23 protein-coding genes are annotated in these 26,232 nt (G+C 57.0%); 18 read left to right on the forward strand and 5 right to left on the reverse strand.

What is annotated here, in order from left to right:
• Nucleotides 1–7 precede the first annotated feature (7 nt).
• A complete protein-coding gene (gene envC, locus ENTHG_RS17800; protein ID WP_044182821.1) occupies nucleotides 8–1,273 on the forward strand; it encodes a murein hydrolase activator EnvC in 1,266 nt (421 codons plus the stop codon).
• Between the two features lie 3 nt (nucleotides 1,274–1,276).
• The gene (locus ENTHG_RS17805) at nucleotides 1,277–2,209 is read left to right on the forward strand and encodes a divergent polysaccharide deacetylase family protein (protein ID WP_044182824.1); all 933 of its coding nucleotides are present in this window, start codon (nucleotides 1,277–1,279) and stop codon (nucleotides 2,207–2,209) included.
• On the opposite strand, the gene ENTHG_RS17810 is transcribed toward ENTHG_RS17805, so the two are convergent.
• The 3 genes from ENTHG_RS17810 to kbl form a co-directional block, all read right to left on the reverse strand.
• Nucleotides 2,206–3,003: a glycosyltransferase family 2 protein gene (locus ENTHG_RS17810; RefSeq protein WP_044182827.1), complete on the reverse strand. Its 798-nt coding sequence runs from the start codon at nucleotides 3,001–3,003 to the stop codon at nucleotides 2,206–2,208. The genes ENTHG_RS17805 and ENTHG_RS17810 overlap by 4 nt on opposite strands.
• Before the next feature lie 227 nt (nucleotides 3,004–3,230).
• Nucleotides 3,231–4,256: an L-threonine 3-dehydrogenase gene (gene tdh / locus ENTHG_RS17815; protein WP_044182830.1), complete on the reverse strand. Its 1,026-nt coding sequence runs from the start codon at nucleotides 4,254–4,256 to the stop codon at nucleotides 3,231–3,233.
• 11 nt (nucleotides 4,257–4,267) lie between these two features.
• Nucleotides 4,268–5,464 carry a glycine C-acetyltransferase gene (kbl, locus tag ENTHG_RS17820; RefSeq protein ID WP_044182833.1) on the reverse strand — a complete coding sequence of 399 codons (1,197 nt, stop codon included), beginning with the start codon at nucleotides 5,462–5,464 and terminating at the stop codon, nucleotides 4,268–4,270.
• Nucleotides 5,465–5,679: 215 nt separating this feature from the next.
• Between kbl and rfaD the strand changes: the two genes are divergently transcribed.
• The 5 genes from rfaD to ENTHG_RS17845 are packed head-to-tail and all read left to right on the forward strand — an operon-like array spanning nucleotide 5,680 to nucleotide 10,857.
• Nucleotides 5,680–6,612 carry an ADP-glyceromanno-heptose 6-epimerase gene (gene rfaD, locus ENTHG_RS17825; RefSeq protein WP_044182837.1) on the forward strand — a complete coding sequence of 311 codons (933 nt, stop codon included), beginning with the start codon at nucleotides 5,680–5,682 and terminating at the stop codon, nucleotides 6,610–6,612.
• Nucleotides 6,613–6,621: 9 nt separating this feature from the next.
• Nucleotides 6,622–7,668: an ADP-heptose--LPS heptosyltransferase RfaF gene (gene rfaF, locus ENTHG_RS17830; protein ID WP_044182841.1), complete on the forward strand. Its 1,047-nt coding sequence runs from the start codon at nucleotides 6,622–6,624 to the stop codon at nucleotides 7,666–7,668.
• A gap of 3 nt (nucleotides 7,669–7,671) precedes the next feature.
• Nucleotides 7,672–8,655, forward strand: coding sequence for a lipopolysaccharide heptosyltransferase RfaC (gene rfaC / locus ENTHG_RS17835; protein ID WP_044182844.1), 984 nt, complete (start codon nucleotides 7,672–7,674; stop codon nucleotides 8,653–8,655).
• Nucleotides 8,648–9,751 (forward strand): putative lipopolysaccharide heptosyltransferase III, encoded by a 1,104-nt coding sequence (gene rfaQ, locus ENTHG_RS17840; RefSeq protein ID WP_044182848.1) that lies wholly within the window; start codon nucleotides 8,648–8,650, stop codon nucleotides 9,749–9,751. The genes rfaC and rfaQ overlap by 8 nt, the downstream gene beginning before the upstream one ends.
• Nucleotides 9,748–10,857: a glycosyltransferase family 4 protein gene (locus tag ENTHG_RS17845; RefSeq protein ID WP_044182850.1), complete on the forward strand. Its 1,110-nt coding sequence runs from the start codon at nucleotides 9,748–9,750 to the stop codon at nucleotides 10,855–10,857. Before rfaQ ends, ENTHG_RS17845 begins: the two co-directional genes overlap by 4 nt.
• Here ENTHG_RS17845 and ENTHG_RS17850 read toward each other — a convergent pair.
• Entirely contained in the window at nucleotides 10,836–11,939 is a 1,104-nt protein-coding gene (locus ENTHG_RS17850; RefSeq protein WP_044183959.1) for a glycosyltransferase family 4 protein, read from the reverse strand. The genes ENTHG_RS17845 and ENTHG_RS17850 overlap by 22 nt on opposite strands.
• Before the next feature lie 237 nt (nucleotides 11,940–12,176).
• Here ENTHG_RS17850 and ENTHG_RS17855 point away from each other — a divergent pair, with 237 nt between their 5' ends.
• The 7 genes from ENTHG_RS17855 (at nucleotide 12,177) to coaD (ending at nucleotide 20,002) form a co-directional block, all read left to right on the forward strand.
• Entirely contained in the window at nucleotides 12,177–13,547 is a 1,371-nt protein-coding gene (locus tag ENTHG_RS17855; protein ID WP_081653643.1) for an O-antigen ligase family protein, read from the forward strand.
• A gap of 127 nt (nucleotides 13,548–13,674) precedes the next feature.
• Complete coding sequence (locus ENTHG_RS17860; RefSeq protein ID WP_044182854.1) at nucleotides 13,675–14,658, forward strand: glycosyltransferase; 984 nt, start codon at nucleotides 13,675–13,677, stop codon at nucleotides 14,656–14,658.
• 8 nt (nucleotides 14,659–14,666) lie between these two features.
• Nucleotides 14,667–15,638 (forward strand): glycosyltransferase family protein, encoded by a 972-nt coding sequence (locus ENTHG_RS17865; protein WP_044182857.1) that lies wholly within the window; start codon nucleotides 14,667–14,669, stop codon nucleotides 15,636–15,638.
• A 14-nt stretch (nucleotides 15,639–15,652) separates the two neighbouring features.
• Nucleotides 15,653–17,287, forward strand: a complete 1,635-nt coding sequence (locus ENTHG_RS17870; RefSeq protein ID WP_044182860.1) for a sulfatase-like hydrolase/transferase — start codon at nucleotides 15,653–15,655, stop codon at nucleotides 17,285–17,287.
• A gap of 181 nt (nucleotides 17,288–17,468) precedes the next feature.
• Nucleotides 17,469–18,743: a lipid IV(A) 3-deoxy-D-manno-octulosonic acid transferase gene (gene waaA, locus ENTHG_RS17875; RefSeq protein WP_044183964.1), complete on the forward strand. Its 1,275-nt coding sequence runs from the start codon at nucleotides 17,469–17,471 to the stop codon at nucleotides 18,741–18,743.
• Complete coding sequence (locus tag ENTHG_RS17880; protein WP_044182862.1) at nucleotides 18,743–19,513, forward strand: glycosyltransferase family 2 protein; 771 nt, start codon at nucleotides 18,743–18,745, stop codon at nucleotides 19,511–19,513. The genes waaA and ENTHG_RS17880 overlap by 1 nt, the downstream gene beginning before the upstream one ends.
• A 3-nt stretch (nucleotides 19,514–19,516) precedes the next feature.
• On the forward strand, nucleotides 19,517–20,002 hold the full coding sequence (gene coaD / locus ENTHG_RS17885) for a pantetheine-phosphate adenylyltransferase (RefSeq protein ID WP_044182865.1): 486 nt from the start codon (nucleotides 19,517–19,519) through the stop codon (nucleotides 20,000–20,002).
• Here the strand turns inward: coaD and ENTHG_RS17890 are convergent.
• The gene (locus ENTHG_RS17890; protein ID WP_044182869.1) at nucleotides 19,989–20,876 is read right to left on the reverse strand and encodes a LysR family transcriptional regulator; all 888 of its coding nucleotides are present in this window, start codon (nucleotides 20,874–20,876) and stop codon (nucleotides 19,989–19,991) included. The genes coaD and ENTHG_RS17890 overlap by 14 nt on opposite strands.
• A 202-nt stretch (nucleotides 20,877–21,078) precedes the next feature.
• Between ENTHG_RS17890 and ENTHG_RS17895 the strand changes: the two genes are divergently transcribed.
• From ENTHG_RS17895 to ENTHG_RS17910, 4 genes are all read left to right on the forward strand, one after another.
• On the forward strand, nucleotides 21,079–22,128 hold the full coding sequence (locus tag ENTHG_RS17895; protein WP_044182871.1) for an NAD(P)-dependent alcohol dehydrogenase: 1,050 nt from the start codon (nucleotides 21,079–21,081) through the stop codon (nucleotides 22,126–22,128).
• Nucleotides 22,129–22,568: 440 nt separating this feature from the next.
• The gene (locus ENTHG_RS17900; protein ID WP_044182874.1) at nucleotides 22,569–23,756 is read left to right on the forward strand and encodes an ROK family transcriptional regulator; all 1,188 of its coding nucleotides are present in this window, start codon (nucleotides 22,569–22,571) and stop codon (nucleotides 23,754–23,756) included.
• Between the two features lie 27 nt (nucleotides 23,757–23,783).
• Nucleotides 23,784–25,064: a hypothetical protein gene (locus ENTHG_RS17905; RefSeq protein ID WP_044182877.1), complete on the forward strand. Its 1,281-nt coding sequence runs from the start codon at nucleotides 23,784–23,786 to the stop codon at nucleotides 25,062–25,064.
• Complete coding sequence (locus ENTHG_RS17910; protein WP_044182880.1) at nucleotides 25,061–26,218, forward strand: MFS transporter; 1,158 nt, start codon at nucleotides 25,061–25,063, stop codon at nucleotides 26,216–26,218. The genes ENTHG_RS17905 and ENTHG_RS17910 overlap by 4 nt, the downstream gene beginning before the upstream one ends.
• Nucleotides 26,219–26,232: the final 14 nt, after the last annotated feature.

A 26,232-nucleotide genomic window follows, 5' to 3' on the forward strand; every position in this document is an offset into this window, starting at 1 on the left:
GCTCCCCATGAGGGGAAAGCCGATTTTTACCGTCTCGGGGGCCGTGCTCCGGTCCCTGCTCTGCGCCAGCGCTTTTAGCGCTGGCGCATTGTTGTGCGCATTTCCCGCCCACGCGGACGACCGCGATCAGTTAAAGTCTATTCAGGCTGACATTGCCGCCAAAGAGCGCGCGGTCCGCCAGCAGCAAAAGCAACGTTCCGCTCTGCTTGCGCAACTCAAGGCGCAGGAGGTAGCGATCTCCGCCGCCGCGCGCAAGCTGCGCGAAACGCAAAACACCCTCGCCCAGCTCAATTCGCAAATTGATGTGATGAACGCTTCCATCGCGAAGCTCGAGAAGCAGAAAGCGACCCAAGAGCGCAACCTTGCCGCGCAGCTGGACGCCGCTTTCCGCCAGGGCGAGCACACCGGTATTCAGCTTATCCTCAGCGGCGAAGAGACCCAGCGCGCCCAGCGTCTGCAGGCCTATTTTGGCTATTTAAACCAGGCCCGTCAGGAGACCATCGCCCAGCTTAAGCAAACCCGTGAAGAGGTTGCGTCGCAAAAAGCCGATCTGGAAGAGAAGCAGAGCCAGCAGCAGACGCTGCTCTATGAGCAGAAGGCGCAGCAGGCGAAGCTGGAGCAGGCGCGCAACGAGCGTAAGAAAACCCTTGCCGGTCTTGAATCGTCTATTCAGCAGGGGCAGCAGCAACTGAGCGAACTGCGGGCGAACGAATCCAGGCTGCGCGATCGTCTGGCCCGCGCTGAAGCGGCGGCGAAAGCGCGCGCGGAACGCGAGGCGCGCGAAGCCCAGGCGGTGCGCGATAAGCAAAAAGAGGCAACCCGCAAAGGCACCACCTACCGCCCCAGCGAAAGCGAACGTTCGCTGATGTCCCGCACCGGCGGGCTGGGGTCGCCGCGCGGTCAGGCATACTGGCCTGTTCGCGGCCCAACGCTACATCGTTATGGCGAACAGCTGCAGGGTGAGCTACGTTGGAAGGGGATGGTTATCGGAGCGGCTGAGGGCAGCGAAGTCAAAGCTATCGCCGATGGCCGGGTGATCCTTGCCGACTGGCTGCAGGGTTACGGGCTGGTTGTGGTGGTTGAGCACGGTAAAGGCGATATGAGCCTGTATGGCTACAACCAGAGCGCGCTGGTGAGCGTAGGCGCGCAGGTACGCGCCGGTCAGCCGATAGCGCTTGTCGGCAGCAGTGGCGGTCAGGGCAGACCTTCACTCTATTTTGAAATTCGTCGCCAGGGTCAGGCAGTCAATCCACAGCCGTGGTTGGGAAGATAAGTTTTGCCTCAATTTCGTCGCGTTGTTGTTGTCGCCGCCAGCCTGCTGGCTATTTCCATGCCCGCTTTTGCCGGAAAACTCGCCATCGTTATTGACGATTTTGGCTACCGTCCGCACAACGAAAACCAGGTGCTGGCGATGCCGTCCGCGATAACCGTCGCCGTGTTGCCTAATGCTCCCCACGCCCGTGAAATGGCGACCAAAGCCCATAACAGCGGGCATGAAGTATTGATTCACCTGCCGATGGCGCCCATCAGCAAGCAGCCGCTGGAAAAAGACACCCTGCGCCCGGAGATGAGCAGCGCCGAGATTGAGCGCATCATCAGCGAAGCGGTAAGCAAAGTGCCGTTTGCCACCGGGCTTAATAACCATATGGGCAGCGCCATGACCTCCAGCCTGTTTGGGATGCAAAAAGTGATGCAGGCGCTGGCGCGTTACGATCTCTACTTCCTGGACAGCATGACCATCGGCAATAGCCAGGCCATGCGCGCCGCCAGCGGCACCGGCGTGAAGGTGATCAAACGGAAGGTGTTCCTTGATGATACGCAAAACGAAGGGGACATTCGCCGCCAGTTCAACCGGGCGGTCGAGCTGGCACGTCGCAACGGTTCAGCCATCGCCATTGGCCACCCGCACCCGGCAACGGTGCGCGTGCTGCAGCAGATGGTTTACAGCCTGCCGACGGATATCACTTTAGTGCGTGCCGGAAGTTTGCTGAATGAGCCGCAGACGGATACCTCAGTGCCCAATGGCGCAGCGCCTGAGAAAACCCCGCGTAATCCATTCCGCGGCGTGAAGCTATGCAAAGCGAAACGCAAGCCCCAGCCTGTCAGCCCCGGCTACTTCTTCACGGTAGTGAAAGAGAGCGTCAGCCAGAGCACGCTGGCGAAATATTTCATCAACCAGTGGCAAGGGTGGGGAAAAAATCGCGCTTAAATAGTGCGGGTCTTTTTCTTCTCTTCCGTAGCGACTTCTTTTGTGTCGCTATGGGCATACCACGCTTTAAAGTATTTCAGAAAACTATAGAACGTGGCATATAAGCCGGTTACCACGCCCACTTTTCCATAGCGCCATGCGCCGCTGAATAAATACCATTTAAAGAACGCGCCGATGGCGCTGGTAATTCCGCGGCCTATTGAAGGGCGTACTTTTTGGTATTTCACCAGCCGGGTGGTGTAGCCGTTCAGCTTATTAAATACTTCATGCAGTGAATAGAATGTATCGTGGCGTACGCGACCGGGTATTTTCACCGAGCGTGAGAAACCCTCGACTTTATCGTCCACCGGGCGATCGTTAAAACGTGCGCAGCGGCGGTTAAATAAACGCACCGGGAAATCAGGGGAAGAGACGGGATAAATAGTGCGAACTTCCTGCCCGAGTACGAACCAGTAGCGAGGCAGACGCCAGGCCTGATCCGCAGCAGGCTCCTCACCCGCTTTCAGCGCCAGAATAAAATTGAGGGTCTGTTCATCCAGAATCTCGTCGCTATCCATACACAATACCCAGTCGTGGGCCGCGAGGCTGATGGCATGGTTCATCTGCGCGCCATGCATCGCATAGGGGTGGTGATGAACGGTAAGACCATATTCCTGGCAAATATCCAGCGTGGCGTCGGTGCTCCCGGAATCCAGTACAACAAAATCATCTGCTACCGCCAGCAGCGGCGGCAGAACTTCCCGTAACAGGCGTGCGGAGTTGCACGTCAGCAGACAAACCGAAAGTTTGAACATAATTAACCGCGAAGCAAAGTTAAACAGAGTATCAACAGACTTTACTGGGTAATGTAAGGAAACGTTACTGAAATTGTGCGATTCGTGCTATTTCTGCCGTGGAATGTGAGTCAGCCAGTAAAAAAGGCGCCCGCAGACGCCTTATTTTGAGCAACGTAGCCCGACGTAAGTAATTACGTACCCGGGGCCCCGGTAAGCGTTAGCGCACCGGGGGAAGTCTAATTGCCTCAGTCCCAGCTAAGAATAACTTTCCCTGACTGGCCCGAACGCATCGCGTCAAAACCTTTCTGGAAATCATCAATAGCGAAACGGTGGGTAATAATGGGTGAGAGATCGAGGCCGGACTGAATTAACGCCGCCATCTTGTACCATGTTTCGAACATTTCACGGCCATAGATGCCTTTGATAAACAGCCCTTTGAAAATCACCTTATTCCAGTCGATAGACATATCCGACGGCGGAATACCGAGCATTGCGATACGGCCGCCGTGGTTCATGGTGTCGAGCATGGTACGAAACGCTGGCGGCGCGCCGGACATCTCCAGCCCCACGTCGAAGCCTTCGGTCATGCCCAGTTCCGCCATCACGTCGTTCAGGCTCTCTTTGGCGACGTTTACCGCGCGGGTGACGCCCATTTTGCGCGCCAGCTCCAGACGATATTCGTTGACGTCGGTAATCACGACGTTACGCGCGCCGACGTGCTTCGCCACCGCCGCCGCCATGATGCCAATCGGGCCTGCGCCGGATACCAGCACATCCTCGCCCACCAGATCGAACGACAGCGCCGTGTGTACCGCGTTGCCGAACGGGTCGAAAATAGAGGCCAGTTCGTCGGGAATGTTGTCCGGGATTTTAAAGGCGTTGAAGGCCGGGATAACCAGATACTCCGCAAAGGAGCCGGGACGATTGACCCCTACGCCGACCGTATTGCGGCACAGGTGGGTACGACCGGCGCGGCAGTTGCGGCAGTAGCCGCAGGTGATATGCCCTTCGCCAGAGACGCGATCGCCGATTTTAAAACCTTTGACCTCCTGCCCAATACCAACCACTTCGCCGACATATTCATGGCCAACCACCATCGGCACCGGGATGGTTTTTTGCGACCACTCATCCCAGTTATAGATGTGAACGTCAGTGCCGCAGATGGCTGTTTTACGGATTTTAATCAGCAGATCGTTGTGACCGACTTCCGGTTTCGGCGCGTCGGTCATCCAGATGCCTTCTTCCGCTTTCAGTTTGGATAACGCTTTCATCTCACATCCTCTCAGGCGATAACGCCCAGTTGTTTACCAATGCGGGTGAAGGCTTCCACCGCGCGAGCGATCTGTTCCGGCGTATGGGCCGCCGACATCTGGGTGCGAATACGCGCCAGCCCTTTCGGCACCACCGGGTAGAAGAAACCGGTAACGTAAATCCCCTCTTTTTGCAGCTCGCGGGCAAATTCCTGCGCCACGGTAGCTTCGCCCAGCATGACCGGAATAATGGCGTGGTCTGCGCCCGCCAGGGTAAAGCCCGCGGCGGACATCTGCTCGCGGAACTGGCGGGCGTTGGCCCACAGGCGGTCGCGCAGTTCGCTGCCCGCTTCTACCATCTCCAGCACTTTGATGGAGGCGGCGACAATGGCTGGCGCAAGGGAGTTGGAGAACAGGTAAGGACGGGAGCGCTGGCGCAGCCACTCCACCACCTCTTTGCGCGCGGCGGTATAGCCGCCGGACGCGCCGCCCAGCGCTTTGCCCAGCGTGCCGGTGATAATGTCCACCCGGCCCATGACGTCACAGTATTCATGGGAGCCGCGGCCGTTTTCGCCCACAAAACCCACGGCGTGCGAGTCATCGACCATCACCAGCGCGTCGTATTTATCCGCCAGGTCGCAGACCCCTTTCAGGTTGGCGATAACGCCATCCATAGAGAAGACGCCGTCTGTTGCGATCAGCACGTGACGGGCACCGCCTTCACGCGCCTCTTTCAGCCGCGCTTCCAGTTCAACCATGTCGTTGTTGGCATAGCGGAAACGCTTCGCTTTGCACAGGCGCACGCCGTCAATAATCGACGCGTGGTTCAGCGCATCGGAGATAATCGCGTCTTCCGCGCCAAGCAGCGTTTCAAACAGGCCGCCGTTGGCGTCAAAGCAGGAGGAGTAGAGAATGGCGTCTTCCATCCCGAGGAATGTCGCCAGCTTCTGCTCAAGCGCTTTGTGGCTGTCCTGGGTGCCGCAGATAAAGCGCACCGAGGCCATGCCGAAACCGTGGCTGTCCATGCCTGCTTTGGCGGCGGCAATCAGTTCCGGGTGGTTAGCCAGCCCCAGATAGTTGTTGGCGCAGAAGTTAATGACGTGGCTACCCTCCGCCACGGTGATGTCAGCCTGCTGCGCCGACGTGATAATGCGTTCTTCTTTAAACAACCCCTCCGCCCGTGCGGTTTCAAGGTCGTTGGTTAACTGCTTATAAAAATCCCCACGCATCGCATTCTCCAGACTGGGCAAATTTCGGCACATATTACCCAAAGCTATACATTGATACGAGATGACGCATCATCCATTGTCCATTTTGTAGCATAAATCACGTGTGGCAGGTGGGCCTGGCCGTGAATGGCTGTCGGGTCGGCGATGAGATGGTATGATAAGAAGTATTAGTGTCTGAGATAGTCTCGGAGCTCCACAATTCAAAGGTTACAGTTATGATCATCGTTACCGGCGGCGCAGGTTTTATCGGCAGCAACATTGTTAAGGCCCTGAATGACAAAGGCATCACCGATATTCTGGTGGTGGACAACCTGAAAGACGGCACCAAGTTCGTTAATCTGGTGGACCTGAACATTGCCGACTATATGGATAAAGAAGATTTCCTGATCCAGATTATGGCGGGCGAAGAGTTCGGCGATATCGAGGCCATCTTCCATGAAGGTGCCTGCTCTTCCACCACCGAGTGGGACGGCAAGTACATGATGGATAACAACTATCAGTACTCCAAAGAACTGCTGCACTACTGCCTGGAGCGCGAAATTCCGTTCCTGTACGCTTCGTCCGCGGCGACCTATGGCGGCCGCACCTCTGACTTTATCGAATCCCGCGAATATGAGAAACCGCTGAACGTTTACGGCTACTCGAAGTTCCTGTTTGACGAATACGTGCGCCAGATCCTGCCGGAAGCGAACTCGCAGATCGTCGGCTTCCGCTATTTCAACGTCTACGGCCCGCGCGAAGGCCACAAAGGCAGCATGGCGAGCGTTGCGTTCCATCTCAATACCCAGCTTAACAATGGCGAAACGCCGAAGCTGTTCGAAGGCAGCGAGAACTTTAAGCGCGATTTCGTCTACGTTGGCGACGTGGCGGCGGTGAACCTGTGGTTCTGGGAAAACGGCGTCTCCGGCATCTTTAACCTGGGGACCGGTCGTGCGGAATCCTTCCAAGCCGTGGCGGATGCCGCGCTGGCGTTCCACAAAAAAGACCAGCTCGAATACATCCCCTTCCCGGACAAGCTGAAAGGCCGCTACCAGGCGTTTACCCAGGCGGATCTGACTAACCTGCGCGCCGCCGGTTATGACAAACCGTTCAAAACCGTAGCCGAAGGGGTTGCGGAGTATATGGCCTGGCTGAACCGCGACGCGTAAGAAAACGCTATGAAAATACTGGTTGTAGGCCCGTCCTGGGTAGGCGACATGATGATGTCGCAAAGCCTCTATCGCACGCTCAAGGCGCGCTATCCCCAGGCGATAATCGACGTGATGGCGCCTGCATGGTGCCGCCCGCTGTTATCGCGGATGCCGGAAGTCAACGAGGCGATCCCGATGCCGCTCGGCCACGGGGCGCTGGAACTCGGCGAGCGGCGCAGGCTCGGCCATAGCCTGCGCGAAAGACGTTACGATCGCGCCTACGTGCTGCCAAACTCCTTTAAGTCGGCGCTGGTGCCGTTCTTCGCCGGTATCCCGCATCGTACCGGCTGGCGCGGCGAAATGCGCTACGGCCTGCTGAACGACGCTCGCGTGCTGGATAAAGCCGCCTGGCCGTTGATGGTGGAGCGTTATGTGGCGCTGGCTTATGACAAAGGCGTCATGCAAAGCGCGAAAGATCTGCCGCAGCCGCTGCTCTGGCCGCAGTTGCAGGTGAGCGACGCTGAAAAAGCGCAAGCCTGCGCGGCGTTTTCGCTCAGCGCCGAACGCCCGCTGATTGGCTTCTGCCCCGGCGCGGAATTTGGTCCGGCCAAGCGCTGGCCGCACTACCACTACGCGGAGCTGGCGAAGCAGCTGATTGACGAAGGCTTTCAGGTTGTGCTGTTTGGCTCGAAAAAAGATCACGATGCCGGGAATGAAATTCTTGCCGCGCTCAGCGTTGAGCAGCAGGCCTGGTGTCGCAATCTGGCAGGCGAAACCGAGCTTGAGCAGGCGGTCGTGCTGATTGCAGCCTGTAAAGCGGTGGTCAGCAACGACTCTGGCCTGATGCATGTCGCCGCCGCGCTCGATCGCCCGCTGGTGGCGCTGTATGGCCCCAGCAGCCCCGATTTCACCCCGCCGCTCTCCCATAAGGCGCGGGTCATTCGCCTGATCAGCGGCTACCACAAAGTACGCAAAGGCGATGCCGCCGAAGGTTATCACCAGAGCCTGATCGACATTACGCCGCAGCGCGTGCTCGAAGAGCTCAATGCGCTGCTCCTGAACGAAGAAGGGTAATTAATGCGGGTTCTGATCGTTAAAACCTCTTCAATGGGTGACGTGCTGCATACCCTTCCGGCCCTCACCGATGCCGCCCGCGCCATCCCCGGCATTCGTTTTGACTGGGTGGTGGAAGAGGGCTTCGCGCAGATACCTTCCTGGCATGAAGCCGTTGACCGGGTCATTCCGGTGGCGATTCGTCGCTGGCGTAAGGGGTGGTTTTCCGCGCCGGTAAAGGCGGAGCGGCTGGCCTTTCGTCAGGCGTTGCAGGCTGAGCGCTACGACGCCGTCATTGACGCCCAGGGGCTGGTAAAAAGCGCCGCGCTGGTAACGCGCCTGGCCCACGGTATTAAGCACGGCATGAACTGGCAGAGCGCCCGCGAGCCGCTGGCGAGCCTGTTTTACAACCGCCGCCACGCCATTGCGAAACAGCAGCACGCTGTTGAACGCACCCGCGAACTGTTCGCCAAAAGCCTGGGTTATGCAAAGCCTGAAACCCAGGGCGATTACGCCATTGCCCGCCATTTTGTGACCGGCGACGGCCCGCAATCGCCTTACGCTGTCTTTTTACACGCCACCACGCGCGACGATAAACACTGGCCGGAAAGCCACTGGCGCGCGCTGATTGCCCTGCTTGCCGACAGCGGCCTGCGTATTAAACTGCCGTGGGGCGCGCCCCATGAAGAGGCGCGGGCGAAACGGCTGGCGGAAGGCTATGATTTTGTTGAGGTGCTGCCGCGCATGAGCCTGGAGAGTGTCGCCAGGGTGCTGGCCGGCGCGAAGTTTGTGGTCTCTGTCGATACCGGCCTGAGCCATCTGACCGCTGCCCTCGACCGACCTAACCTGACGCTGTACGGCCCAACGGATCCTGGGCTGATTGGCGGCTACGGAAAAAACCAATATATCTGCCGCCCGGAACATTCATCGCAGTTAAGCGATCTCAACGCCGCTGCGGTTTTTGCGCAATTACAGCCTTTGCTGGCAGCAGAGAGTGACTATGTCTGATTTTTTCTCCGCAGCGCAGCCGCCCAGGCGCGTGCTGATTATTAAACTGCGCCACCACGGCGATGTCCTGCTCACCTCGCCGGTGTTTACCGTGCTGAAAAAGAACTGGCCGGGCGTGGAAGTGGATGCGCTGGTCTACGACGATACCCAGGCGATGCTTACCAGCCACCCGTGGATTGACCAGGTGCATACCATTGGCCGCAACTGGCGTAAACAGGGCTGGTTCGCCCAGTTTCGCCTCTACCGCGCCCTGCTCAACACGCTTAAGGCGCGGCAGTACGATGTGCTGATCAACCTGACCGAGCACTGGCACGGCGCACGGCTGGCGCGCCGCCTGAAGCCGCGGGTTTCGGTGGGCTTTAAGCCGGATAAACGCGGCGGGTTGGCCCGTCGGCGCTGGGTGAAATCCTTTACCACGCTCTACCCGGCCATTCAGGACAACAGCCGCCATATGGTGGAGGTGAATCTGGATGCCCTCCGACGTATCGGTATTCATCCGCAAAGCGATGTGGACAAGCACACCCTGTTCGTCCCCGGCGACGAAGCGGAGGCCTCTGTCGCGCAGAAGCTCGCCGGGTTTGTCCTGCAAAGCAAATCCTATATCCTGGTGCACCCCACCTCGCGCTGGATGTTTAAAGCGTGGCAAATCGACAAGCTGGCGGCGACCATCGATACCCTTGCCGCACGCGGGCTGCCGGTAATTCTCTCCGCCGCGCCGTCGAAAGAAGAGACGGCTTATATGGACGAGCTGCGCGCCGCGCTGACGCAGCCGGTGTTTGATTTAAGCGGGCAACTCAACTTAAAAGAGCTGGGCGCGCTGATGAAGCACGCGCGGCTCTTTTTTGGCGTCGACTCTATGCCGATGCACCTGGCAAGCGCCGTAGGTACGCCAACCGTCGCCATCTTCGGGCCGACCGGGGCCATTAAGTGGGCGCCGTGGGGGGTTAACTACCGGGTGATTGTCGCCGGATTCACCTGCCAGCCCTGCGGCAAAGCAGGCTGCGGCGACAGCGGCGTGTCAGACTGTATTACCGCCATTACGCCGCAGCAGGTGCTGAGCGCCATTGACACGCTGCTACTGGAAAACCCCGCATGAAGCTGGCGATTGTCCGACAGACCTACAATCCCAACGGCGGCGCGGAGCGTTTTGTCTCCCGCGCCCTCAATGTACTGGCGCGGGACGCCTCGCTGGACGTCACGCTCATTGCGCGCCAGTGGGAAGATGCCGCGGGCTGGCAGACGCTGACGGTCAATCCGCCGTTTCGTAACCGCCTTAGCCGGGAAGCCGGGTTTGCGCAGGCAGCCGCCGCGCATTTCGCCGGTTTTGATATTGTCCAGAGCCATGAGCGTATTCCCGGCGCGACCATTTTCCGCGCGGGCGACGGCGTACACGCCACCTGGCTTGCGCAGTACGGGCGCATTCAGTCGCCGCTGGCGCGCTGGGGGCAATCCTTTAGCCGCTACCATCGCTATATTCTGCAGGCCGAAGCGCAGATGTTTACCCATCCGCAGCTGCGTAAAGTGATCTGTAATTCGAAGATGGTGCGGGATGATATCGCCCGCCGTTTCGCGCTGGCGGACGACAAACTGACGGTCATTTACAACGGTGTTGATACCGACCATTTCAGCCCCGGCGTGCGCACGCTGTCGCAGCGTGAAGCCTGGGGTATTCCGGCAGATGCGCCGGTGCTGGCCTATGTGGGGTCAGGGTTCAGCCGCAAAGGGGTAGCGACGGCGCTGCGGGCCATTGTTCCCCACTCCGCTGTCTGGCTGCTTGTCGCCGGGCGCGATAAGCACGCGCGCAAATTTGAAAAGCTGGCGCAGTCGCTTGGCGTTGCCGCCAGGGTACGTTTTCTGGGGCCGGTTGCCGACGTGCGCCAGGTCTACGGCACGGCGGACGCGCTGATTTTGCCGACGCTGTACGATCCGTTTCCCAATGTTTGCGTTGAGGCGCTGGCCTGCGGCCTGCCGCTGCTTACCAGCCACGGCTGCGGCGCGGCGGAGTGGATTGATGAAGGCGTCAACGGCTGGGTGCGCGATGCGCTGGACGTTGACGGCTACCGCGAGGCGCTCCATCACTGGCTTGCAGGGCGGGTGCAGGGCGTGGATTATGCAGCGGCGGCGCGGGCTACCGCTGAACCTTACACCCTCGAACGTATGGCGGGGGAGCTGCAGGCGCTCTACCGTGACCTGCTGCGCTGAGCGGCGTCGGTAAACACTTTTTCCATCGCGTCGAGCATCCGCTCGCGGGTTAAATGGGCACACAGGTAGTCATACCCCTGCTGCGCCAGTTTCTCCCGCAGCACGCCATCTTCGTACAGTTTGACAATCGCGTCGCGCAGCGCCGCCTCATCGCGCTGAGGGATAAGCAGCCCGGTCTCATTGTTGATAACCGCATCGGCGGTACCGCCCGCATCGGTGGCAATGGTCGCTATGCGGGACGCCAGCGACTGCAACACCCCCTGCGGCACGCCTTCCATATCGTGAGAGGGGCTGAGGGCGATATCAAAGGCCGGGAACCACTGTTCCGGGTCGCTGCGATGGCCTGCCATCACTACCCGCTGCGCTAACCCCAGCTCCGTAATCTGTTGTGCCAGCGTCGCTTTGTGCGGCCCTTCGCCGACAATCGCCAGCTTAATCGCCGGGTTATCGATTTGCGCCAGCGCCCGCAGCAGTACGCTGTGGCCTTTATTTGGCCGTAGGTGAGAGACCACGCCCAGCCAGAAATCGTCCTGCGTTAACCCACAGTGCGCCCTGGCGGCCTGCCTATCGCCCGGCTGAAAACGTCGCGTGTCTACCCCGCTGGGGACAGAGGTGCTTTGCGCCATCGGCACGCCGATATCAGCCATCTGATGACGCAGCGCCTCGCCGGTGGTGACGATATGGGCGCAGGCTTTGCGAAACAGCCAGCGGGTGGTCCAGTTATTACGCGGCACGCCTGACGCATGACGGGTGCGCACCAGCGGCACGGGGTTGGCAAGCGTCAGGTTCGCCAGCGCCACCAGCCAGGTGTCGGCGGAGTTGTGACTATTGATGACATCAATAGTAGCGCGGTGGCTGATAATCCAGCGACGTAGCTGCTGCAGGTTTTTAAGGTTCTTACGCTTTAGCGGCATCGTTACCACATTCAGCCCGGCGTTGCGCGCAAACTCATGTAGCGGCGCGGTTTCAGGACACAAAATCGTGACCTGGTGGCCGCGTTCAATCATTCCCAGCGATTCGTTAATGATGCGCAAGGGCTGCCCGCCTTTGCCGCCGTCTGCTTCTGTATGGACGATGTGCATAAATTTCCCGTAGAGGCTGAATACTGCCTGACAGGGCATTATATACGTTGCCGGGCGCGTTATGTCCAAACGACAGTTACATAAATGCGCAACAGAATAATCTCGCTTACAAACATTCGCCTTCTGTCATCAGGGTAGATATGGTAATTTTCACGGGCTTTTATTCGCCGCGGCAATAAGAAGCAACGACCTCAACGTGTCTGTAGAGATGGTGGAATTCTAACCAGCCTGAAAATTATGACAAATACTCGCAATATCATGACGGGCGCGCTTGTCCTGTTTGTACTGGCTTTATGTTTCGTCTGGCCGATTCCTAACGACCAAATACCTTTTCACCGTAACGGATTGATTTATCCCGTTATTCTTCTGGCGGTTGGTCTCTTTTTTAGCGCAAAGGCAGCCAGAGAACGGGTAGATTTAAGTAAAATTAAGCTGGTTCTCATCGTCATAGGGGTGCTGACGCTTTTTATCCTTATCAACGGCTTTTTCGTCGCGCCTGATATTAAAGAAATGGTTTCGACCTGGAACGGGCAATGGCTGCGGCCGGTATTACTGTTCTGCGCGGGACTGGTGATATTACCGGCTATTCAGAACAGCTTTCCCTCTATTACGGCGGCGCGTTTTTTCACGCTGGTAATTCTCTTTTTCTGGGCGGTTGTCTGTATCCATTTGCTGGATACCGCGTGGCTATACTGGCGTGATGGCTTCATACACTGGGGCGAAACGCGCATCGTCTATAACCGCACGCGAATGAGTTTCCAGGTCAATATGATCACCGGCTTCCTGCTGGCGGAACTGCTGGCGCGCGGGTTGATACATCAGCGCTTTTTACGCCTGAGCACGCCGCTGCTGGTGGTTATCGTGGTGAGCAATTTACTGTGCACCGCGCTGGTGGATACCCGCTGGGGCACCATTGGGCTGGTGGGCAGCCTCTTCTCGACGTTTATCCTGCTGAGCGTGCACGGCATGCGCCGCAGCCGCGTGGTGCTGACGGGGGGCATTCTGGTCGCTATTGTCATTGCCTCCGCTCTGCTCGGCTACGCGTCATGGAAAACCGACCCGCGCTGGCAGGATCTGGAGAGCGACGCCGTTACCGGCTGGAATGCTCCCTTTACCAGCTTCTGCTACAACAAAACCAGCGGCACCGTGCCGGTCAATGAGTCGGGCCGGCCAATGAACCACTCTAACGGCTGCCGCGCCAGCTTTTTCCATCAGGGCTGGCTGCTGGTGGCAGAACACCCCGCCGGGATTGGGCCGCGCAAAGAGGCGTTCCGCTACGTGTTACGGCGCGATACCCAGGATCAACGGATTAATATTCCCCATAGCCATTACGGTCTGATTGAGTTTGGTATCCAGAATGGCGTCGCAGGCATCGCTGGCTGGCTGATTCTGCTGGTGTGCTGCTGGTACATCGGCTGGCGTGAATTCCGCCATGGCAACACCATGCTGGGGATGTTTTTGCTGCTGTTTACCGTTGGGTTCTTTTCGCGCACAATGGTCGACCACAATCTGAAAGACCACTACCTTGAGCAATATATGCTGCTGACCGGGCTACTTATCGGTATGTGCGCGCTTCGTCCGAACCGCGAGCCCAACGCAACACGCTAAGCAGGTCGCTACGCCGCCGGGCCTGTCGGGCCGGTCGGCGTTCAGAACTCTTAAGCACGTCAACTGTCATAATGACATCGCGTATATAAAGAACCGCTAACAGCGCGCGATGTAATATGGAGAAAGCATGTCTGACACGCCGCAATTAAGCCTCATTGTCGCCGTCTTTAACGGCGAAAAATTCCTGAGCGCTTTTTTTGACAGCATTAAACAGCAGAATCTGAGCAGCCTTGAACTGGTTATTGTTAATGATGGTTCTACCGATAACTCGGCGAATATTATTAAGCATTACGCCGGCGAGTTTCCTTATTGCCAGATTATTGACCAGCCGAATGGCGGAGTGTCCGCCGCGCGCAATGCCGGTCTTGCCGTTGCCAGAGGCGAGTATGTCGCCTTCCCGGATATCGATGACGTTATCTATCCGGGCATGTATCCGCGCCTGCTGGAAATAGCCCATGCCGGGCAGCTTGACGTTGCCACCTGCAACGGCACCTATATCTACGATGACGGGCGTCCGGCGAAGAAAATCTTCCCCTCTGACAAGCTCCCTTCCACCGGGGTGCTGGATGGCCCGACCTGGCTGCAAATGGCCCTCGCGTCGCGCAAGTTCTTGCATGTCACCTGGCTCAATATTTACCGGCACGCCTTTATTAAAGGGCAGGGGTTCACGTTTGAGCATGGCCTGCGCCATCAGGATATACCGTGGACCACCGAAGTGCTGCTGACCGCAAAGCGCGTGCAGTACGTAGATGAGGTGTTTTATGACTACCTTATCCATTCCGCGTCGGTGTCCCATACCCCCGGCACCGACGATACGCGGATGCGCTCCTCCCGCCACTATATGAAAATCCTTGAGATGCTGGATGCCATTAACAAGCGCTACCCGGAGCAGGTGAAGCGCGTACCGGCCTGCCAGTGGCAAATTGCCAAAGAGGGGCTGGGCATCCTGCACAGCATCAACAATATCGAAGACATGGCGAAAAAGCGCGAGATAACCCAGGAGCTCTTCGATCGCGGTATCTGGACGCTTATCTGGCAGAACGCGCGCGGTTTCCGCCAGCGCTGGCGTCTGGGGCGTCGCTACTTCCGTCTTAAAAAAATCATCGGCTAACGGATATTATGAGCAAACTTAAACTCCACGCAGTTTCTCGCGCTGACTTTATCGCTAAAAACTACTCTGATTTTCAGACATTGCTGGATAACCGCATTAATCCGGACAGCATCCCGGAACGCTTTTATTGCGGTGGGCGCGGCGGCTGGACATTCCAGACCACCCTCGCGCTTAAGCACTACTATGGCGATGATATTGAATGCTCATTTGGTTCTGAATGCCGTTCCGACGCCATTAACCTGATGCATAACGACGACTTTGGTTCGCGCGTTAAACCGTGGAGAGGCGTAACCGTTGTCGCACGCGCCGATCGCCCGCCTGTTATCGGCGCCGATTATGTTGTTGATCAGAACCCTGAGGTTGACGGGCATAGCAATCGTATCTTTGTCCCCTACTGGCCCCAGCCTGGCGTGAAGCCCAGAGAACGTACCGACAGCACTGTCCAGACCGTCGCCTATTTTGGCCGCGTTGACAGCTTCCCGGAAGAGTACCGTAGCGACGCCTTTAAACAGCGGCTGGCTGAACAGGGCATTACCCTGCGTATCTCATTTGATAACTGGACCAACTACCAGGACGTGGACGTGTGCGTCAGCTTCCGCAAATCCCACGATCATAAACTGGCGCGTAAGCCAGCCAGCAAGCTGATTAACAACTGGCTGGGCAGAACCGTGATGATTTGCGATGACGAGCCCTCTTTCCGCGCTATCCGCGAAAGCGAACTGGACTATTTGATTGCGAAGAACCCGGATGAGGCATTTGACGCGATCATGAAACTGAAAAATTCTCCTGAGCTGTATCAGCAGATGCGTGAACAGGGAGAGAAACGTCTTCTGGTCTATTCCCGCGAGGCGGTCGCCGCCCGCTGGTATGGGCTGTTTGAGGAAATCTGGCGGAAAGGACTGCATAACCGCCCAACCCTGCTCCGCGCAGTACGCTTTGGTTTTGGTAAAGCTATACGCCCGCTGACGAAAAAGTTCTGAGTTAGATCGAATCCATGTTGAAACCACGTTTACAGTCAACCTTTACGCCAGGTCGTAACCTGGCGCGTACCCTTATCCTTACGCTGATTTTTTTAGCGCTGTTTTCGCTCTCTGAAATCATCATCATTTTAAAAGATCATGTTTATCAGCCGAAAGCGGGCGATATCTCGTTGTACCTGATTATCTCGCTGCTGGCGGCGGCAAGCGCCCGTTTCTTCCTGACGCGTCTGCTGCTGGCGGTGACCTTTATCGTCCAGATCTCTGAGGCGATTTATTATCAGTTTTACGGCCAGTTCTACGGCCCCAGCGAGGTCTGGCTGGCCTTTGTCGAAACCAAAGATATTGCCAGCGGCATCACCGATAGTCTGGGAACGTTGGGGATTTACTTCGTCATTATGATCGTGGCGGTAATATTCGCGCTGGTGTTCACCCGGCGGATGGCTCCGCAGTGGCATAAATGGCTGGCGGCGCCCTGCCTGCTGGCGATTGTGGTGATGTTTGTCGGCCAGTTCTATAAAGCCATTGACGGTCAGATGTACAAGTTCAACCCCGATCTGCGCCACTCGCTGCTGCGCAATGGCCTGTCGGCAATGAGCTTTAGCGCCATTCGTCTTATCCCGGAAGCCGTTTCCGGTGAAAACCAGAACCTGACGCACTACCAGCCTTATCAGGTGACGCCGATTGAAGGCACTCAGGCCGGTAAATACTCCATTATTCTGGCGATTGGCGAAAGCCTTAACCCACACCATGTCAGCGCGCTGGGCTACGAGCGGGAGACCACGCCGGAACTGAAAGCGCTGATGGAGCAGTATCACGGCACAGGGCGGCTGATTGTGTCGAACGCGGTATCGACCCGGGTCGCGATTCCCATGCTGGTCAACAACCTGCGCGAGCCGGACAACTACGGCGCGTATAAATCCCGGGCCACCAATATTTTCGCCAACGCGAAAAAACAGGGTTACCAGACGGCTTTCATCTCCGCCCAGGGGCTGGAGGGGTTAAGCAACTGGATCGGCATTCACGATATCGACCAGTGGGAAGACACGCAAATTCGCCCGGCCCCGGAAGTGGGCGCGGATGTGGTGCTGACGCCTTCTGTTGAAAAAGCGAAGCTGGACTGGAACAAACCGTTCCTGATGGTGCTGAACAGCCGCGCGCCGCACATCCCCTACGATCGCAATATTCCAGAAGGCTTTGCGAAATTCTCCACGCCGCAGGCCGACGATGAGGTTACGCAGAAGAAAAACGAGTACGACGATGCGGTGCGTCTCTACGACAAAGCGCTGGCCTCGGCAATTCGTACCGCAATGGCGAAATCGAAGCTGCCGGTGCTGGTGTTTATTACGTCTGACCACGGCGAACGCGTAGGCGACGGCGGTCTGTTTGGTCACTCCGTGGTGGCCATGCCGATCGCTCAGGTCCCGCTGCTCTATTTCAGTAACGATCCGGCTTATTCCATGCAGGCTATCAGCCCGCAGATGCCGCTAAACCATTACCAGCTTGCCACGCTGATTAACAAAATGCTGGGCTATTCGATTAGCAACCCTAATCAAAAAGATGACAGCTATTTCATTACCGGCGGTGATATTCGTGGTCTTTCGGAGCGGGTAACGTACCATCTTAACGCGCTGCCGGAGGCGGAGCGCTAAGGGACATGTAGCCCGGATAAGGCGTGTTCACGCCGCATCCGGGAGTCCCGGATCCGCTGACGCTTATCCGGGCTATGCCGTTCCATACCGGCCGGGTCATCTGTAAAGAACCAAACCTGTAGCTTTAAGCGGGCTAAATGCTTAGAATTTGCCCGCCGAAACTAAAAAAACGGATAATCGCTTGGAATTGTTGTATACCGCCCTGCTCTATTTCATTCAGCCGCTGGTATGGCTGCGGCTTCTGCTTCGCAGCCGTAAAGCGCCCGCTTACCGCAAGCGCTGGGCTGAACGCTACGGTTTTTGCCAGAACAAAGTGAAGCCGGACGGTATATTGCTCCACTCTGTCTCCGTTGGCGAAACGCTGGCGGCTATTCCGCTGGTGCGCGCCCTGCGCCACCGCTATCCCACGCTGCCCATCACCGTCACCACCATGACGCCGACCGGCTCTGAACGCGTGATGTCCGCTTTTGGTAAAGATGTTCACCACGTCTACCTCCCCTATGACCTGCCCTGCGCAATGAGCCGCTTTCTGAATACCGTGCGCCCGAAGCTGGTCATCGTCATGGAAACCGAACTGTGGCCGAACATGATTTCCGCGCTGCACAGCCGCAAAATCCCGCTGGTGATTGCCAACGCGCGGCTGTCGGAACGCTCGGCCAAAGGCTATGGCAAGCTGGGCAAATTTATGCGCCGTCTGCTGGGCAAAATTACCCTGATCGCTGCGCAAACGCAGGAAGATGGCGACAGATTCCTGCAGTTGGGGCTTAAGCGAAACCAGCTCGCGGTGACCGGCAGCCTGAAATTTGATATCTCCGTCACCCCTGAATTAGCCGCGAAGGCGATTACGCTCCGCCGCCAGTGGGCGCCGCGCCGCCAGGTCTGGATCGCCACCAGCACCCACGACGGGGAAGAGACCATTATCCTGCAGGCGCATCGCAAGCTGCTGGAGACTTTTCCGGATCTGCTGCTGATTCTGGTGCCGCGCCACCCGGAACGCTTCCCTGACGCACGGGAAATGGTGCGCAAGGGCGGCTTTAGCTTCACGATGCGTAGCTCCGGCGAAATTCCTTCCGGCAGTACCCAGGTGGTCGTTGGCGACACGATGGGCGAACTGATGCTCCTTTACGGCATCGCCGATCTGGCCTTTGTCGGCGGCAGCCTGGTGGAGCGCGGCGGCCATAACCCACTGGAGCCTGCGGCTCAGGCGATCCCGGTGCTGATGGGGCCGCACACCTTTAACTTCAAAGATATCTGCGCCCGTCTGCAGCAGGCAGACGGCTTAATTACCGTGACCGATGCCGATTCGCTGGTCAAAGAGGTCTCTACGCTGCTGACCGATGAAGACTATCGCCTGTGGTGCGGCCGCCATGCGGTGGAAGTGCTGCATCAGAATCAGGGGGCGCTGAGCCGCCTGTTGCAGCTTCTGCAGCCTTATCTGCCGCAGCGGAGCCATTGATGACCCCGCGCCTGTCGGTGGTGATGATTGCCAAAAACGCGGCGGACCTGCTGCCGGATTGCCTCGCCTCGCTCACCTTTGCTGATGAAGTCGTGCTGCTCGACTCCGGGAGCGTGGATAACACCCTTGAGGTCGCCCGCGCCGCTGGCGTGAAGGTTTTTTCCGCCGCCGACTGGCAGGGCTACGGCATTCAGCGCCAGCGCGCGCAGAGCTATGCGACCGGCGACTATATTTTGATGATCGATACCGACGAGCGCGTCACGCCGGAGCTGGCGGCAGCGATCCGCGCGGTGCTGGCCGCCCCTCAGCCGGACGCCGTTTACAGTATTGCCCGGCGCAACTACTTTCTTGGCCGCTTTATGCGCCACAGCGGCTGGTATCCCGACCGGGTTATGCGCCTCTATCCGCGCGCCCGCTATCAGTACAACGCGAATCTGGTGCATGAGTCGCTGGAGACGCATGGCGCGCCGGTTATTGAGCTTAAGGGCGATCTGCTGCACCTCACCTGCCGCGACTTTGCCGGTTTTCAGCGCAAGCAGCTTGATTACGCCGCCGCCTGGGCCCGCGAACGCCATCAGAAGGGGAAGAAAACCTCGCTGGCCGCTATCTTTGCCCATACGCTGGGCGCATTCCTGAAGACGCTGCTGCTGCGCGGCGGCGTGCTCGATGGCAAACAGGGCTGGTTACTGGCGGTGGTGAACGCGCAGTATACTTTCAACAAATACACCGAACTGTGGGCGCTGAACCACGGTTATAGCGAGAAAACGTAAGCGATGAGCACAAAAGCGATCTATCCCGGTACGTTTGATCCCGTTACCAACGGCCATATTGATATTGTGACCCGCGCTGCCGCTATGTTTGGCGAAGTGGTGCTGGCTATTGCCGCCAGCCCCAGCAAAAAGCCGCTGTTCACCCTCGACGAGCGCGTGGCGCTGGCGCAGGAAGCGACAAAGCACCTTCCTAACGTCACGGTAATGGGCTTTAGCGATCTGATGGCCAACTTCGCCCGTGCGCAGCAGGCTAATATCCTGATTCGCGGCCTGCGCGCGGTGGCGGATTTTGAATATGAGATGCAGCTTGCCAATATGAACCGCCACCTGATGCCGGAACTGGAAAGCGTGTTTTTGATGCCGTCGAAAGAGTGGTCGTTTATCTCCTCCACGCTGGTCAAAGAGGTGGCGCGCCATGAAGGCGATGTGACCCATTTCCTGCCGCCACATGTTCACCAGGCGCTGCTGAATAAACTCAGCGCACCCTGAGCGCGTTCACGACCAGCGAGAAAGCGGGCGAAGGCTGCTTGCGGCTGGGGTAGTAAAGGTAATAGCCGGGAAAGGGGCGGCACCACGGTTCCAGCACCCTGACCAGACGCCCCTCCTTAAGGTGCGGACCAAACTCCTCCTCCGGCAGATAGGCTATCCCCATCCCGGCCAGCGCCGCATCGACGATATGTTCAGAGGTCGTGAAGATCAGCTGTCCGTTGACCCGCACGTTCAGGTTGCCGTTATCCTCATCGAAATCCCAGACATAAATACCCCCTGAGCTGACCATCCGCTGGTTAATACACTGGTGCTGCGTCAGATCCTGGGGCGTTTGCGGCGCGGGGTGACGGGCGAAATAGTCGGGCGAGGCCGCCGCCGCCATCCGCAGCTTAGGACCAATGGGGACGGCAATCATGTCCTTATCGATGGTGTCCCCCAGGCGAACGCCCGCATCAAAGCGGTCCGCTACGATATCGCGAAAGCCGTGGTTAGCGTCGAACTCAAGGGTGATATCCGGGTAGTCGCGCAGCAGCGGGAACAGCTTAGGCATCAGCGTGTTACGCAGCACGTTCGGGCCGCAGGTGATACGCACCGTGCCGGCAGGCTTGTCGCGCAGTTCGGTCAGCATATCCAGCTCTGCTTCTATTTCATCAATGCGGTTACCAATGGTCAGCAGCAGGCGCTCGCCTGCGGCGGTGGGCGAGACGCTACGGGTGGTGCGCGTCAGCAGGCGGATTTGCATACGATTTTCCAGCCCGGCAATCGCCTGGCTGAGGGCAGACTGCGTGACGCCAAGCTGCGCGGCGGCGCGGGTAAAACTTTCCTCGCGGGCAACGGTGACAAAGTAGAGCAGGTCGTTAAGGTTGCGCTTCATGACGGTATCCTGACGTTTTATTTATTAGTTACACTTATAAGCGCATTAAGCATTGATTAGCTAGTCAGACGGCGTCCAGCGTGTAAAATTTTCCTGTCTTCCTGAGTCACACCTTCCACAACGTTCACTTGTACGCGCTATGTTTGAATAGCGCACGGTCCCGGCTTGCCTGAATTCAGCCGGATACAACAGGAGTTATTGCATGAAAATAAAAGCAATTGGCGCGTACTCCGGTACGCAACCGCTGGAGCCGATGGACATTACCCGCCGCGCGCCGGGTCCGCATGATGTACAGATCGATATTGCCTACTGCGGCGTTTGTCACTCCGATATCCACCAGGCGCGCGCCGAGTGGGCCGGTACCCTTTTTCCCTGCGTGCCGGGGCATGAGATCGTAGGCCGCGTCGTGGCCACTGGCGCTAGCGTCAGCGGTTTTAAAGCGGGCGATCTGGTTGGCGTCGGCTGTATTGTCGATAGCTGTCGTCACTGCGCCGAGTGCGAAGATAACCTGGAAAACTACTGCGACCATATGGTCGGCACCTATAACGGCCCGACGGCGGATGCGCCAGGCCACACGCTGGGCGGCTATTCGCAGCAGATCGTTGTGCATGAGCACTATGTGCTGCGCATTCGCCATCCGGAGGCGCAGCTGGCTGCCGTCGCGCCGCTACTCTGTGCCGGTATTACCACCTACTCGCCGCTGCGCCACTGGCAGGCGGGGCCGGGTAAAAAAGTGGGCGTGGTCGGTATTGGCGGGCTGGGCCATATGGGCATCAAGCTGGCCCACGCAATGGGCGCGCACGTGGTGGCCTTTACCACCTCGGAGTCCAAGCGCGAGGCGGCAAAAGCGCTGGGCGCAGACGACGTGGTGGTGTCGCGCAATGCAGAAGAGATGGCTGCCCACGCTAAGAGCTTTGATTTCATTCTGAATACGGTGGCGGCGCCGCACAATCTGGATATCTTCACCGCTCTGTTGAAACGTGACGGTACCCTGACGCTGGTAGGCGCGCCCGCCACGCCGCATGCGCCTCCGGAAGTGTTCAACCTGATCATGAAGCGCCGTGCGATTGCCGGGTCAATGATCGGTGGCATTGCCGAAACCCAGGAGATGCTCGATTTCTGTGCTGAACACGGGATCGTCGCCGATATTGAAATGATCCGCGCCGATCAGGTGAACGAAGCCTGGGAACGGATGATCAAAGGCGACGTGCGTTATCGCTTCGTTATTGATAACGCCACGCTGAACGCGTAATCGCGCCAGGCCGCTCATTAAGAGCGGCTTCAGACTGCTGACAAAGCCAACAGGAATTTATGGAACGGCGTAGCCGGGTAAGCAACTGCGCACCCGGGACTCCCGGATGCGGCGAAACGCCTTATCCGGGCTACCGTCATTGTGCCGCTCGGTTTGTCAACAACCTCAGGCCGCTTATTAAGAGCGGCTTTTTATTATTCGCGGTAAATTAATTCACTAGTTAAATATTTGATTAGTTAAAATTCATTGAAATTATATTTAACGGGCGGCAAAAAAGACTCGCCTGTGATTTAACTCAATAAATTAGTATGGAATGCAAACTAAATAGGTAAATTTACTTTACAAGGCTAAGTGGTTTAGGGATAAATAAGCGAAATAGGACAAAGTATTCAGACAAAACCTGCCATTAAGTATGGAAAGCAAACTAAAGGGCTATCAGGATGACACCCGTCGTACCCAATAATCTGCGTCAGATAAACGCGACGCTGGTTTTAAACGTAATTCGTCAGCACGGGCCGCTATCACGCGCGCAAATCGCTAAAATTAGCGGTATTACTAAGGCCACAGTGTCGGAAATTATCACCGATCTGCTGCGGGAGAAGATTATCTTCGAAGGCGGGGTCAGCGAGCAGCCGGGGCAGGGGCGAAAGGGTATTTTAATTAATTTCGATCCTCATGCCCGTCTGGGTATTGGGGTCGATCTAGGCGGGACGAAAATCACCCTTTCGCTGTTTAATCTTGACGCCAGAATCCTCTATGAAAAACGTGAGGCGACCTTTAAAACCGCTAACCGGGACGAATTTCTTGATCAGCTAACCAATAGTATCGCCAGCTTTATTGTGAGTACCGGCGAAGCGCTCAGCAAAATTGGCGTCATAGGCCTGGCGACGCCTGGTATTGTCGATATTAATAACGGGATTGTGCTGGAAGGGTCGCCAAACCTGCCACAGTGGAGCGATCTGCCCCTCGCTCATGAACTGAAAAAACGGCTTAATATTCCCGTGGTACTGGAAAACGATATTCGTGCCGCGCTGGTGGGCGAGATGTGGTGCGGCAAGTGCCGCAACAGCGCCAGCGCCGCGCTGATTGGCATTGGCACCGGGCTGGGTTCAGCGCTGTTGATGGACGGTAAAATTATTCGCGGGGCCAATAACGCCGCCGGTGAAATCGGCTACATGATCTTCAACCGCGACCAGCTGTATAAAAACTGGCGCGATAAAGGTTGTTTTGAAAGTTATTGCTCCGGCTCGGGCATCAGCGAAAAAGTAAAAGAGCTGACCGGTAACGCGTTGCCGCTGGAAAAAATAATGATTAACGCGCGTAACGGCGACCCGCTTTTTTGCGCCCTGCTTGACGAAATGGCCGATTATCTGGCGATGGGCATTATCAATCTTGTCGCGATGGCAAACCTGCAAACGGTGATATTAACCGGCGGCGTCACTCATGCCGCAGATTATTTTCTGCCGCGCGTGCAGGAAATTCTCGACAGGCAGCTGTTCAACAATACTCACGTCACGGTGGAGTTATCGGAGCTACGGGAAAAAGCACCGCTGTATGGCATTGCTATTCTGGCGCTCTCCGCACTCTATCCCGCAATTCAGTTTATGCCGGAAAAACAAATAAATTAACCGATTGCGAAGAATAAGGAGAAGATAATGGCAGGAATCCATTTGCACCCTCATGATATTCTTGATGAAGGGGCAGAAAATATTCTGCGCCGTATTGACGGTATGCAGAGCGTTGAGCATTTGTTTGTTGAACTGAATACGATATTTGAGCGAAACCCCTACCCGGTTGGCATTTTGCCGCATAACCCTGTCCATCAATCGGTCATGGGCAATGGGATGCTGCACGTGAATATCGATACTCGCGACGCCCGCATTCAGCAAAAAATCGATCCGGGCGTGCAGGCAGGGGATGACCCGCTACAGGCAATAAAAGAGGCTACCGACGGCAGCCGCTATAAAGTGATTCCGTGGGTGAATATCCTCAACGGCGACTTTAGCGGCGATATTGAAAATAATCAGGTCATTGATTATCGCGGCCGCGTAATTAAGTACTGGCTGTGCCCGAACGCGCCGGATGTGGCTGACTACTGGCAAAAAACGTTCAGCCGCATTAAAAAGATTTACGGCTATGACACTTTCCTGATCGACCGTATTCGCTTTCCCGACTGGGCAGGTAAAGAAGTTAATCCGGCGGGCCTGTTTACCTGTTTTTGTCCGCACTGCCAGCAGGCAATGAAAGCGCAGTCGCTTGAGCCGGACGCGGTCAAAGAGGAACTGCTTAAGATAGCGGCGGCGCTTGCCGAAGGGGATTACGACTATCCCGCACAGGCATTCAGCGAAAACCCGCTGATTACCCGCTGGGTCGCGTTTCGTCAGCAGAGTGTGACCGGCCTGGTGGAGCGCATTCTGACGCGTGCCAGGGAAAACATTGGCGGCATCAATTTCTGGCTCGACCTGTGGCCGCCTGCCTACAGCTGGATTCTGGGGCAGGATTATCAGGCGCTTACTCGTCATGCCAGCACGCTCAAGCATTTCCCTTACCACAAGCTGGGCGGCGGCGCGGATGTACAAGGCCTGGTGGATTTTTTCTCGGCCAATGAGGCGGCGCAGGAGGCGGCTTTCCACGGCTTTAAAAAGCTCTTTAGCCTGCCTTACGACCTCTCGTACGCCGCCTTTAAACAATCCGGCTTTCCCATCAGTTTTGTAAAAGAACAAAACGATCGGGTGCGCGAGCTATCGCAGGCGGGAACTTTTATTTTTAGCGGCATCCAGATGTGGAATCTGCCGCCTGATGAACTGATCCAGGCGGTGCGCGCCGCAAAAGCCAGCGCCTGCGACGACCTGCTTTACTACTGCTATGGATGGGCTGACCAGGCGCTGTTCGACGCCGTCGGCGAAAATGAAAAACCCAAAGGAATGGCAAAATGAATAGCTCACAGAAATGGAAAGTCTTTTTTCTATTGTTTATGACCATGTTTTTACTGGGCGGGATTCAAAACACCAAAGGCCTGATTCTGGAGCAGGTACAGCACAGCATCGACCTTAATCTCGGTCAGGTCGGCACGCTGATTACCCTTTTCCAGATCGGTTTTCTGGTGTCGAGTCTGCTTACCGGCTACCTGACCGATAAAAAAGGGCTGAAGGTGATGATGCTTATCGGCTCGCTGCTGATGATCGTGGGCCTGACGGGTACCAGCCTTGCCTATACCGTGGCGTTGTTCTTCGGTTTTTATCTGGTTATCGGGCTGGGTATCGGCTCGATGATGGTCTCCATCGTCACCGTTATTCCTACCTTTTACAAAGAGAAGGCCGGCATGATGTTCAATATCTCTAACGCCATGTTCGGCGTGGGGATGATCGTCACCCCGCTGATTCTGCATCAGCTGTTTGCCAGCAATATCTCCTGGCGCGCCTTTTATGTCGGCGTTGCGGCCATCGTGGTGGTGCTGGTTCTGGTGCTCAGCATGCTGAAAATGGAGAGCACCGCACAGTCGACCATGAAAATCAGCGACTTTTTCGAGCTGCTGACGCAGAAGAAAATTATGGTGGTCATCGCCTTCCTGCTCTTTTACGTTGCGGCGGAAGCGGCCTTCCTTAACTTCTTCCCCATCTTCTACGCGGCGCTGGATATTGACGGGCTGGATGCGGCAGGCAAGGCGGCGAAAGCGGCATATGTTATCTCCTCGTTCGCGGGCCTGTTCACCATCGGGCGTATCATTGGCGGCTTTATCACCCTGAAACTGGGCGAGCGCAGCACGGTAATCTGGTTCTCCCTCCTGTCGCTGGCGGCAATCGTAGTAAGCCGCCTGCTGGTAGTGGAGTTTGTCTATCTGTTCATGCTGTTTGGCTTTGCGATGTCGGTACTGTTCCCGACCGCGGCGGCCATCGCCACCCGCCTGACCAGCAAGAGCGGCTCGGTGATGGGGCTGATTTATGTCGCCTCCGGCTTTGGCGGCGCGCTGGCGGGCTCGGTCATTGGCCAGGTCTCCGATAGCTATGGTATCTCCACAGGCTTTAACTGCATCATCGCCTTTGTCGGCGTGTTCTTTATTCTTGCCCTGCTGATTAAAGAAAAAGCATAAGTTTTTGTACCTTT

The sequence above is a fragment of the Phytobacter massiliensis JC163 genome (assembly GCF_000321045.1).
GTDB classification, from domain to species: Bacteria; Pseudomonadota; Gammaproteobacteria; order Enterobacterales; family Enterobacteriaceae; genus Phytobacter_A; species Phytobacter_A massiliensis.